Source organism: Xanthobacter lutulentifluminis, assembly GCF_043194675.2.
Lineage (GTDB): Bacteria > Pseudomonadota > Alphaproteobacteria > Rhizobiales > Xanthobacteraceae > Xanthobacter.
The window spans coordinates 1,861,496-1,872,920 of record NZ_CM195525.1; the positions used below are offsets into that span (position 1 = coordinate 1,861,496).

12 protein-coding genes and 1 other RNA gene are annotated in these 11,425 nt (G+C 67.2%); 8 read left to right on the top strand and 5 right to left on the bottom strand.

The features are described 5' to 3' along the window. Positions 1 to 9 precede the first annotated feature (9 nt). From V5F49_RS08395 to ffs, 5 genes are all read right to left on the bottom strand, one after another. Entirely contained in the window at positions 10 to 330 is a 321-nt protein-coding gene (locus V5F49_RS08395) for a YbaB/EbfC family nucleoid-associated protein (RefSeq protein ID WP_394118508.1), read from the bottom strand. 90 nt (positions 331 to 420) lie between these two features. Then, positions 421 to 2,301, bottom strand: coding sequence for a DNA polymerase III subunit gamma/tau (locus V5F49_RS08400; protein ID WP_394118507.1), 1,881 nt, complete (start codon positions 2,299 to 2,301; stop codon positions 421 to 423). Between the two features lie 108 nt (positions 2,302 to 2,409). Next, entirely contained in the window at positions 2,410 to 2,976 is a 567-nt protein-coding gene (locus tag V5F49_RS08405) for a hypothetical protein (RefSeq protein WP_394118506.1), read from the bottom strand. 216 nt (positions 2,977 to 3,192) lie between these two features. Then, entirely contained in the window at positions 3,193 to 3,477 is a 285-nt protein-coding gene (locus V5F49_RS08410) for a hypothetical protein (RefSeq protein WP_394118505.1), read from the bottom strand. A 194-nt stretch (positions 3,478 to 3,671) separates the two neighbouring features. After that, an RNA gene (gene ffs / locus V5F49_RS08415) (signal recognition particle sRNA small type) lies at positions 3,672 to 3,770 on the bottom strand. Between the two features lie 116 nt (positions 3,771 to 3,886). Between ffs and V5F49_RS08420 the strand changes: the two genes are divergently transcribed. From V5F49_RS08420 to V5F49_RS08455, 8 genes are all read left to right on the top strand, one after another. Then, entirely contained in the window at positions 3,887 to 4,858 is a 972-nt protein-coding gene (locus V5F49_RS08420) for a DUF4917 family protein (RefSeq protein WP_394118504.1), read from the top strand. A gap of 225 nt (positions 4,859 to 5,083) precedes the next feature. Continuing rightward, on the top strand, positions 5,084 to 6,202 hold the full coding sequence (locus V5F49_RS08425) for a hydrogenase small subunit (RefSeq protein ID WP_394118503.1): 1,119 nt from the start codon (positions 5,084 to 5,086) through the stop codon (positions 6,200 to 6,202). Next, positions 6,199 to 8,013 carry a nickel-dependent hydrogenase large subunit gene (locus tag V5F49_RS08430; RefSeq protein WP_394118502.1) on the top strand — a complete coding sequence of 605 codons (1,815 nt, stop codon included), beginning with the start codon at positions 6,199 to 6,201 and terminating at the stop codon, positions 8,011 to 8,013. Before V5F49_RS08425 ends, V5F49_RS08430 begins: the two co-directional genes overlap by 4 nt. A gap of 13 nt (positions 8,014 to 8,026) precedes the next feature. Next, positions 8,027 to 8,776, top strand: coding sequence for a Ni/Fe-hydrogenase, b-type cytochrome subunit (gene cybH / locus V5F49_RS08435; RefSeq protein WP_394118501.1), 750 nt, complete (start codon positions 8,027 to 8,029; stop codon positions 8,774 to 8,776). Between the two features lie 406 nt (positions 8,777 to 9,182). Then, entirely contained in the window at positions 9,183 to 9,806 is a 624-nt protein-coding gene (locus V5F49_RS08440; protein WP_394118500.1) for a HyaD/HybD family hydrogenase maturation endopeptidase, read from the top strand. Positions 9,807 to 9,809: 3 nt separating this feature from the next. Next, positions 9,810 to 10,151 carry a HypC/HybG/HupF family hydrogenase formation chaperone gene (locus V5F49_RS08445; protein WP_394118499.1) on the top strand — a complete coding sequence of 114 codons (342 nt, stop codon included), beginning with the start codon at positions 9,810 to 9,812 and terminating at the stop codon, positions 10,149 to 10,151. Further along, on the top strand, positions 10,151 to 10,555 hold the full coding sequence (locus tag V5F49_RS08450) for a thioredoxin domain-containing protein (RefSeq protein ID WP_394118498.1): 405 nt from the start codon (positions 10,151 to 10,153) through the stop codon (positions 10,553 to 10,555). Before V5F49_RS08445 ends, V5F49_RS08450 begins: the two co-directional genes overlap by 1 nt. Before the next feature lie 10 nt (positions 10,556 to 10,565). Beyond that, entirely contained in the window at positions 10,566 to 11,423 is an 858-nt protein-coding gene (locus V5F49_RS08455; protein ID WP_394118497.1) for a hydrogenase expression/formation protein, read from the top strand. Positions 11,424 to 11,425 lie beyond the last annotated feature (2 nt).

Sequence of the window (11,425 nt, forward strand, 5' to 3'; positions counted from 1 at the left end):
CCGTCCCCCTCAGAACAGCTTCATGCCCGGCGGCAGGGCGAGGCCGCCGGTGAGGGCCTGCATCTTCTCCTGCATCACCCGCTCGGCCTTGGCGCGGGCGTCGCCGAGGGCGGCCACCACCAGATCCTCCAGGATCTCCACCTCGTCCGGCTTGGCGAGGGAGGGGTCGATGCGCACGGCCTTGCAGTCGCCCTTGGCGGTGACGCGCACGGTGACGAGGCCGCCGCCGGAGGCGCCCTCCACCTCGGTGGTCTCCAGCTCCGCCTGCATCTGCTGCATGCGCTCCTGAAGCTCCTTGGCCTGCTTCATCATGCCCATGAGGTCGCGCATGATCTCTCCTTCCTCGCGTTCGATGGAACCGGCGCCGCGCGCCCTGGAGCACGCGCCCGCCGCATGGGGGCGATCCGATCCGATCGCGCCCTAGTATTCGATCTCGTCGCCCTCGCCGGGGCCGGCGTTCAGATCCTCCTCGGAGGGGGCCAGCACCTCGGCGTCGATGGCGACCTCCTCGCGGGTGCGGACGTCCACCACCTCGGCGCCCGGAAAGCGGGCGAGCACGGCCGCCACCAGCGGGTGGGCCTTGATGCCCTCCTCCCGCTCGGCCTTCACCGCCGCCTGCTCCTCCGCCAGCGTCGGCCCGCCGGCCTGGGAGGACAGCGAGACCAGCCAGCGCCGGCCGGTCCAGTCGGACAGCTTGCGTGACAGGTCCTGGATGACGTTTGCCGAAGCGCCGGGCACGAGCGCCACCTCGATGCGGCCCTCTTCCACATGCACCGGGCGCAGCGCGGTCTCGATGCCATGCTTCAGCGACAGGTCGCGCCGGCTGGCGGCCAGCGCCGCCACGTCGGCGAGGCTGGCGAGGCGCGGGCCGGCGGCAACGGCGGGCGATGCTGCCGGCTGCGGCGGCGCGGCGGGCCGGGCAATGGCGGGCGCGGCCGCAGGGCGCGGGGCCGGAGCGAGCGCAAGGCGCGGCCCGCCGCCGCCGGACGAAGGCGCGGACGGCGCAGGCGGCGCGGCCTCGCTGCGGGGCGCGTCCTTCAGGCGGCGCAGCGCCTCGTCCGGGGTCGGCAGGTCGGCGGCATAGCCGAGGCGCACCAGCACCATCTCGGCCGCCTGCGCGGGCTTGGCCGCCTGCTGCACCTCGGCGATGCCCTTGGTCAGCATCTGCCACGCCCGGGCCAGCACGCGCATGGACAGGCCCTGCGCCATCTCGCTGCCGCGCACGCGCTCGGCCTCCACCAGCGCGGCGTCGTCCGCCGCATCGGGCATGATCTTCAGCCGGGTGACGAGATGGGAGAACTCGGCAAGGTCGGTGAGGATCACCGCCGGGTCCGCGCCGGCGTCATACTGGTCGCGGAACTCGGCCAGCGCGCGGGCCATCTCGCCCTTCATCAGCGCCTCGAACAGATCGATCACCCGCCCCTTGTCGGCGAGGCCGAGCAGGCGGCGGACCTCTTCCGCGCTCACCCGGCCGCCGCCATGGGCGATGGACTGGTCGAGCAGCGAGAGGCTGTCGCGCACCGAGCCTTCGGCCGCCCGGGCGACGATGGAGAGCGCCTCCGGCTCGATGGTCACCCCTTCCCGGGCGCAGATGCCGGAGAGGTGGGCGGCGAGCGCGCCGGCCTCCACGCGCCGCAGGTCGAAGCGCTGGCAGCGCGAGAGCACGGTGACGGGCACCTTGCGGATCTCGGTGGTGGCGAAGATGAACTTCACATGCTCCGGCGGCTCCTCCAGCGTCTTCAGCAGCCCGTTGAAGGCTGCCGTGGAGAGCATGTGCACCTCGTCGATGATGTACACCTTGTAGCGCGCCATCACCGGCCGGTAGCGCGCGCTCTCGATGATCTCGCGGATGTCGTTGATGGAGGTGTTGGACGCCGCGTCCATCTCCATCACGTCCACATGGCGGGATTCGATGATGTCGCGGCAATGCTTGCCGGGCACCGACAGGTCCAGGCTGGGGCCGCCGGGCGCGCCGTCCATGGGCTCGTAGTTGAGGGCGCGGGCGAGGATGCGGGCGGTGGTGGTCTTGCCCACGCCGCGCACGCCGGTGAGGATATAGGCCTGCGCGATGCGGCCGGAGGCGAAGGCGTTGGAGAGCGTGCGGACCATGGCCTCCTGGCCGATCAGGTCCGTGAAATCCTGCGGGCGATACTTGCGGGCGAGCACCCGATAGGCGCCGGGCGCCTGTTGCGGAGCCGGCGCGACGGCGGGCGGCGGGGCCGAAGGCGCAAGGCCGAGATCGAGGCCGGGCCCCTGATCATCCCCCGCGTCGTCTCCCTCGATACGCTGCTCGTCGCTCATGCGCCCGCCTTCGCGGCCCTGATGGCCAGCCCCATACATAGCACCGCGCGCGGGCGCGTCGATGGGCGCGCAGGGCAAATCCCCGACGTCCACGCCGATGGGGAAGGCTCAGAAGCGCAGGCCGAGGAACATGAAGGCCACGTTGCCCTTGTTGCCGTTCAGCTGGTCGGTGGGCAGCGGGGGGATGTATGTGAAGTAGATGTCCAGCCGGTCCAGCAGGCGCAGGTCCAGCACCGGCAGGAGGAAGGGGAAGGGCGCGCCGTTCCAGATGTCCTGCCGGGCGGTGAAGCCGGCGGCGTAGCCGAGCGACACCGAGGTCGTCTCCACCCGCGCCACCTGCCAGAAATGCCCGACGCCGCCGGCGAACTGGAAGTTCCGGTTGCTGTCGGAGAAGCCCATGGCGAACAGCATGTCGGAACGGCCGTCCGCATGGTCGAACCAGCGCGAATAGCCGCCGCCCCAGCTCCAGGCGTTGAGGCCGTTGTTGTGGCCGTAGGAGGACGGATTGTGCCAAGCGTAGCCGGTGACCAGCAGCGCGTTGCCGCCGCGCTCCACCACCGCCGGCAGATCGGGCAGCCAGAACATAAGGTCGGACGGCCCGACGACGGGCTCGTCCACCGCCTGCGCGCGGGCCGGGGCCGTCTGGACCAGCGCCGGCAGAGCCAGCGCCAGCATGACCGCGACGTGCGCGAGCCATCGCGCCTGCCGCACGTCCGGCCGGCCGCGTCGCGCAGCCTTTCCCGGCGCGCCCGCACGCACGCCGCCCCTCGTCGCTCCCAGCACCGCCAACGCCCCCGTATCCCGCCCCCTAGGCGTGCACACAGGATAAGTGGGTTGTGCCGGGCCGGCAACGCACCTTCCGGTACCGCCATCGGGTCGGGAAGCGGGCGGCTACTTCGGCTTGGCGGCGGAGGGATCGGCCTTCGGGGCATCCACCTTGGGGGCGTCGGCCTTGGGCGCTTCCGCCTTGGGGGCCTCGGCGGCGGGGACGCGGATGCACACGTAGCGGCGGTAGCCCTGGGCGAACGCCTCCTTGTGCTTGGCATCGAGGCGCGCCGGCACATTCTTCGCGACCGCCGCCTTGCAGGCATCCTCGGTCTGGTAGGTGGTCTCGCGGTTCACATTCGCATCGGGAACGGCGAGCGCGCTGAGGACGAGGACGACGACGACCCACATGGAACCCTCCCTGGAACGGTGGGGCTCTATCTATGCGCCGATCCGTACGGGATTGCGACGGGACGGCGGCGCTTTGTGGCGGGCGGGGACGGACGAGAGGACGGCGGACGGGGACGGCGCGTGGCCGCGCCCCTGCCGGCGCCGGGCCGATGACGGCGCGGCGGGCTTCACCTGTCCTTCGCTTGCAAGGATGAGGTGGGAGGCTGGACGAAGACCCGAGACCGGGCTCGTTGGGGCTGCTTCCTTCCGGACCTGACCCGGTTGGCGAGTGGCTCGTCCACCGCCAACCTCCCACGCGCTATATGGCAGGGGGAGGGGTGGGATGCAAGGGGGAGGCGTCGGATCAAGGGGACACTTCCCACAATCGGACGTGTGCATTATTCTTCGCCACACCCTGGAGAGAGCAAGCATGCAAATTGATGACACCCTATCCGATTGGGACACAATTAAAGATCAATTCGAGCGACCATCACTGCTTGTCGGTAATGGATTTAGCCAAAATATTTGGCCCTCATTTGCATATAAATCACTTTTCGAAACGGCTGATGCATCTGGATTTTCGTCTATCGACAAGTCATTATTTTCTAAGTTCGATACGCACAATTTCGAGATTATTTTAAATGCGCTCTGGACTTCAAAAATCGTAACCGACATACTCGGCAGAGACTCCTCAGATATAAATGAACGCTATAACAGCATTAGAGGCGCCCTGATATCTGCGGTTCATAGCGTGCATATCCCGTGGGCAGCGGCTCAGGCTTCAGTTCTTGATTCAATCTCAAGCGAATTATCAAAATACAATTCCGTATACTCAACAAATTACGATCTTATAATATATTGGTCAATTATGAGGCGCCCCGCCTTTTTCAAAGATTATTTTTTTAGCGAACGGTTTGATATCAATAACACTGATATCTGGGGGGAAGTTACGAAGATTCATTACCTGCACGGCGGACTCCACCTTTACAGAGATGTAAATGGAGGAACCCTAAAGCGCCGAGCTGAAGACGGTGCAAACCTCCTAGATTTATTTGCAACTCCGTACAGAAACGCGCTTCCACTTTTTATTTCAGAGGGACACTCTGAAGAAAAGATTTCATCGATCTACAGATCTGATTATTTATCGTTCATGCTATCGACATTTCGTGATGACCATTCGCCCATGGTAATTTTCGGTCATGGATTGGGAGATAGCGATAACCACATTTCTGCGGCACTTCGCTCAGTCGGCGGGCGCCGCTTGGCCATCTCCATGTTGCCGGGATCTGACGTGGCAATGCGAAAGGCTGATATCCACAAGAAACTACCAAAGGCTGAAAAGATATACTTCTTCAACGCAATTAGCCATCCCCTAGGTTCACCAACGCTGAGAATTGTTTGATCTCATTATTTGCGGTTCGATTCAGAGCACATCCCCCGATAACCCCCTTTCCACCCCACCCCGCAAACCGCTCACCCCCCATCCACCCCCGCCGCCCCGCCACCGCACCCAAACCCCTGAAATCCCTCGCCCTCCCCCTCTGGCACACCCCTTGCTGAACCCTCCCCCAATCCCCCGGCCTCGACGCCGGTGGGGAGGACAAGTCAGCCAAGGGGGGACGCCTTTATGGCCCTCGAGACGTTCTATGAGGTCATGCGGCGGCAGGGCATTACCCGCCGTTCGTTCCTGAAATACTGCTCGCTCACGGCGGCGGCGCTCGGCCTCGGGCCGGAGTTCGCGCCCAAGATCGCCCATGCCATGGAGACCAAGCCGCGCACCCCGGTGCTGTGGCTGCATGGCCTTGAGTGCACCTGCTGCTCGGAGAGCTTCATCCGCTCGGCCCATCCTTTGGCCAAGGATGTCGTCCTCTCCATGATCTCGCTCGACTATGACGACACGCTGATGGCCTCCGCCGGCCACCAGGCGGAAGCCATCCTCGACGAGGTGATGGAGAAGTACAAAGGCAATTACATCCTCGCGGTGGAAGGAAACCCGCCGCTGAACGAGGATGGCATGTATTGCATCATCGGCGGCAAGCCGTTCGTGGACCAGCTGAAGAAGGTGGCCAAGGACGCGAAGGCCATCATCTCCTGGGGCTCCTGCGCCTCCTATGGCTGCGTGCAGGCCGCGCGCCCCAATCCCACGCGCGCGACGCCGGTGCACGAGGTGATCTTCGACAAGCCCATCATCAAGGTGCCGGGCTGCCCGCCCATCGCCGAGGTGATGACCGGCGTCATCACCTACATGCTCACCTTCGACCAGCTCCCCGCGCTCGACCGGCAGGGCCGGCCGCTGATGTTCTATTCCCAGCGCATCCACGACAAATGCTATCGCCGGCCGCATTTCGACGCCGGCCAGTATGTGGAGAGCTTCGACGACGAGGGCGCGCGCAAGGGCTATTGCCTCTACAAGGTGGGCTGCAAGGGTCCGACCACCTACAACGCCTGCTCCACCGTGCGCTGGAACGACGGCGTGTCCTTCCCCATCCAGGCCGGCCACGGCTGCATCGGCTGCTCGGAGGACGGCTTCTGGGACAAGGGCTCGTGGTACGCGCGCCTCGCGGACCTGAAGGGCTCGGGCTTCGGCATTGAATCGAACGCCGACCGGGTGGGCCTGATCGCCGCCGGCGCGGTGGGCGCGGGCGTCGCGGCCCACGCCGCCATCAGCGCGCTGAAGCGCGCCCAGCACAAGCACACCGACGGCGCGACCAAGGGCCCGACCACCACCGAGGGAGGCGAGAAGTGACCATCCAGACGCCGAACGGCTTTTCCCTCGACACCTCCGGCAAGCGCATCGTCGTCGATCCGGTCACCCGCATCGAAGGCCACATGCGCTGCGAGGTGAATGTGGATTCCAACAACGTCATCCGCAACGCGGTCTCCACCGGCACCATGTGGCGCGGGCTGGAAGTGATCCTGAAGGGTCGCGACCCGCGCGACGCCTGGGCCTTCGTGGAGCGCATCTGCGGCGTGTGCACCGGCTGCCACGCGCTCACCAGCGTGCGCGCGGTGGAAGATGCGCTGCAGATCAAGATTCCCAACAACGCCTTCCTGATCCGCGAGATCATGGCCAAGGTGCTGCAGTGGCACGATCACGTGGTCCACTTCTACCACCTGCACGCGCTCGACTGGGTGAACCCGGTCAACGCGCTCAAGGCGGACCCGAAGGCGACCTCGGTGCTGCAGCAGTCCATCTCGGCGCACTCCAAGTCCTCGCCCGGCTATTTCCGCGATGTGCAGAACCGGCTGAAGAAGTTCGTCGAGAGCGGGCAGCTCGGCATCTTCAAGAACGGCTACTGGGACAACCCGGCCTATCTGCTGCCGCCGGAAGCGGATCTCCTGGCGGTGACGCACTATCTGGAAGCGCTCGACTTCCAGCGCGAGATCGTGAAGGTCCACACCATCTTCGGCGGCAAGAACCCGCATCCGAACTATCTGGTGGGCGGCGTGCCCTGCGCCATCAACATGAACGGCGACATGGCCGCCGGCGCCCCGCTCAACATGGAGCGGCTGAACTTCGTCAAGCTGAAGCTTCAGGAGGCCTTCGAGTTCTCGCAGAACGTCTATGTGCCGGACGTGATCGCCATCGCGTCTTTCTACAAGGGCTGGCTCTATGGCGGCGGCCTCTCCGGCCAGAACGTCATGGACTATGGCGACTACGAAGCCATCCAGGGCCAGAAGAAGACCGACCGCTTGCCCGGCGGCGTCATCCTCAACGGCAACTGGAACGAGGTGCATCCCATCGACCCGCGCGACCCGGCGCAGGTGCAGGAATTCGTGGCGCACTCCTGGTACACCTACGGCGATGCGGACAAGGACAAGGGCCTGCATCCGTGGGACGGCATCACCGACCCCCACTACGAGCTCGGCCCCAATGCCAAGGGCACGCGCACCGATATCCAGCAGGTGGACGAGGGCGCCAAGTATTCGTGGATCAAGGCGCCGCGCTGGAAGGGCAATGCGGTGGAGGTGGGCCCGCTCGCCCGCTACATCCTCGCCTATGCCCAGGGCGTCGACTATGTGAAGGGGCAGGTGGACGAGGCGCTCGGCCAGTTCAACACCCTCGCGGGCACCCAGCTCACCGCCAAGCAGGCGCTGCCGACCACCATCGGCCGCACCCTCGCCCGGGCGCTCGAGGCGCATTACTGCGCCAAGATGATGCTGGACGACTTCGACCACCTCATCGCCAACATCAAGGCCGGCGACACCTCCACCGCCAACATGGAGAAGTGGGACCCCGCCACCTGGCCGAAGGAGGCCAAGGGCGTCGGCACCGTGGCGGCGCCGCGCGGCGGCCTCGGCCACTGGATCAAGATCAAGGACGGGCGGATCGAGAACTACCAGTGCGTGGTGCCCACCACCTGGAACGGCGGTCCGCGCGATCCCAAGGGCAACATCGGCGCGTTCGAGGCCTCGCTCATGAACACGCCCATGCAGCGCCCCGAGGAGCCGGTGGAGATCCTGCGCACCCTCCACTCCTTCGACCCGTGCCTCGCCTGCTCCACCCACGTCATGTCCGATGACGGGGCCGAGCTGGCGCGTGTCACCGTCCGCTGAGGGAGGGCGCGCCATGACGGACGCCTCCCTCACTCCCGGCGCCGCCCCTCCGGCGGCGCCCGCCGCGGCCCCGGCTGCCAACGGTGGAAAGAAGCTGACCACCGTCTATGTCTATGAGGCGCCGGTGCGCCTGTGGCACTGGGTGAACGCCCTGTGCATCCTGGTCTTGTGCGTGACCGGTTATTTCATCGGCTCGCCGTTCCCGACGCTCTCGGGCGAGGCGAGCGCCCATTACCTGATGGGGACGATCCGGTTCGTGCATTTCTCCGCGGGCTACATCCTCGCGGTGGCGTTCATCGGCCGGATCCTGTGGGCGTTCGTGGGCAACAAGTATTCCCGCGAGCTGTTCACCTTCCCGTTCTGGCGGGTGAGCTTCTGGAAGGGCTTCTTCACCGAGGTGCAGTGGTATGCCTTCCTCAAGCCCCGGCCGCTGAAGTTCGTGGGCCACAATCCGCTGGCGCAGGTGTTCCTGTTCTTCGTGATGGTGCTGGGAATGATCTTCATGATCGTCACCGGCTTCGCCCTCTATTCGGAGGGCACGGGCCTCGGCTCGTGGCAGGACAGGCTGTTCGGCTGGGTGATCCCGCTGCTCGGCGGGTCGATGCAGGTGCACACGCTGCATCACATCGGCATGTGGGTGATCATCCTGTTCATCATCATCCACGTCTATTCGGTGATCCGGGAGGACATCATGTCCCGCCAGTCCATGGTCTCGGCCATCACCAACGGCTACCGCACCTTCCGGGACGACGATCCGAACTGAGTGCCGGGCGCCGCCGCCGAGGGGCACGAGACGAGAGGGCGCGGCTTCGGCCGCGCCCTTTTCGTTTGGGCGGCCAGCATTGCGATGCAGCGCGACGGAGCGAGTTTTTGCCGCACTGCCATACGACAGGCGCATGGCGGGCCAGCGCCCCACGCCGCGCCGCGGCCCCGGAATTGGCTCCCACGATACGGAATATGGATTTCAGACTTTCATCTTGTGGAAAAACTGATCACAATCTTTCCAGATGGCGCGATTGAACGCGTGTCCGGCGCATGCATCCGACGCAGGCCGAATCAACATCTTGGCCGGCTCCGCAAGCCGCTGGCACGCTCCTTGAATTGGAGAAGCTCGAAATCAGACGGCGGCAGACCGTCGTGGGAGGCCGTAACCGGGAGGGATGCGTCGCATGGACGGCGAACGGACGAGTGCGCGCATCCTCGTGCTGGGGATCGGCAACATCCTGTGGGCGGACGAGGGCTTCGGGGTCCGCGTCCTGGAGGCGCTGGACGCCGCCCACACCTTCCCCGAAACCGTCACCCTGCTCGACGGCGGCACCCAGGGCCTCTACCTCCTGCCCTATCTCGAGGAAGCCGAGGCGGTGGTCATCGTCGATGCGGTGGACTTCGGCTCCGCCCCCGGCACGCTGCACCTGCGGACCGATGCGGAAGTGCCGGCCGTGCTCGCCGCCCGCAAGGTGAGCCTGCACCAGACCGGCTTCCAGGAAATCCTCGGCCTGCTCGCCCTGCGCGGCCACACGCCCGGCCGCATCGTGCTGGTGGGCGTGCAGCCGGAGCTGCTGGACGATTACGGCGGCGGCCTCACCGACACCATCGCGGCGAGGGTGGAGCCGGCCGCGCGCATGGTGCTGGAGATCCTCGACCGCGAGTTCGGCATCGTCCCCGAGGCGCGCGGCGCCGGCGGCCTCATCACCGCCGCGGTGACGCGCGACGCCTATGAATCCCAGCGCCCCAGCGCGGAGGACGCCTGCCGCATCGGCGACCCGCGCGTCCTCGCCGCGGCCCGGAGCTGAGCCATGTGCCTCGGCCTGCCCATGCGCATCGAACGGGTGGAGGGCACGTTCGCCCTGTGCGTGCCGGAAACCGGCGCCGATGCCCCCGCCCGCGTCGATCTCGCGCTGGTGCCTGAAGCCGCCGCCGGCGACCATGTGCTGGTGTTCCAGGGCACGGCCCGCCGTCTGCTGGAAGCGGGGGAAGCCCGCCTCATCGCCGAAGCCCTCTCCGGCGTCGCCGCCATCATGGCCGGCACCGCCGATGCGGCCACCATCGACACCGCCTTCGCCGACCTCGTGGACCGCGAGCCCTCTCTCCCGCCCCATCTCGCCGCGGCCTATGCCGCCGGCCGAAAGGAAGCCTGATGCCCGAGGCTGATTCCCGCGCCCAGCTGCACCCGCTGGTCCGCCGCCTGCTCGTGGAGCGGGCCTGGCCCTATCTGGAAGCCGTGGACGACGCGGCCACCCTCGATGCGCGCGACCACTTCCTGTTCCTGCCCGCCCACGGCAAGGCGCATCTGGAAAGCCCAGACATCGCCGTGGTGCTGCCGGAGCTGGTCAGCGCGCTGGGCGGCGAGGCCGCCATCGGCGGCGCCGTCGCCGGGCCCAAGGCCGAAGCCGCGCTGCGCGAGAGCATGAGCCTCGCCCTGCCCGCCATCGTGGTGCTGCGTGCCGGCCAGCCGGTGGGCGCCATCTCCCGCATGCGCGACTGGGACGAATATCTCGAGCGCCTCGGCGCCCTCATCCGCGCGCGCGCCGTCACCCACTGAGGCTGCCCCCATGTCTTCCTCCTCCCCCTTCGCCACGCAGCCCCCGGTCGGCTTCGGCCCCGGCAGCCAGACCGGCGGCGACGAGGACGGCCTCGCCTATCTCCCCCTGCCCTCGGGCATGCGCACGTTCGAGGCGCATCTGCCCGAGGTGGAGGACAAGGCGCGCCTCGCGCCCGCCTTCGCCGTGCTGGAGGAGGTGATCGCCGCCCTTCAGGGCTGGACACCCGGCACGTCGACCGCCGTCTCCCTTGCCCATCTCGACGACGCCAACCGCGCGCTGGTGGACGAGGCCATGGGCGAGGGCGAGGTGGCGGTGAAGGTGGCCGGCGCCGGCGAGACGCGCGCGGTGGAGATCCAGGAAGCGACCTTCGCCGGCGTGTGGCGCGTGCGCGGGCCGGCCGGCGCGGGACTGCTGGAGGTGGGCGCCTTTCCGCGCGGAGCGCTGGTGCGCGCCTTCGGCGCCGCGACCGGGCCGGACCTGACCGCCCTCGATGCGCCCGCCCCCGGCATCTTCAACGCCCCGGCGCTGCTCACCGAGATCGCCCACCGCGCCGGCACCCGCACGCCGGGCGACCCGCCCCACGTCATCAACCTGTCGCTGCTGCCGCACACGCCGGAAGATCTCGCCATGCTGGACGCGCGGCTCGGCCCGGGCGCCACCACCGTGCTGTCGCGCGGCTACGGCAACTGCCGCATCGACGCCGCCGGCACCCGCGGCGTCTGGCGGGTGCGCTTCTACAATTCGCAGGACATGCTGATCCTCGACACCATCGAGATCGTCGAGGTGCCGGAAGTGGCCTGCGCCGCCGCCGAGGACATCGCCGATTCCGCCGAGCGCCTCACCGAGGTGCTGGCGGCGATCCGCTAGGA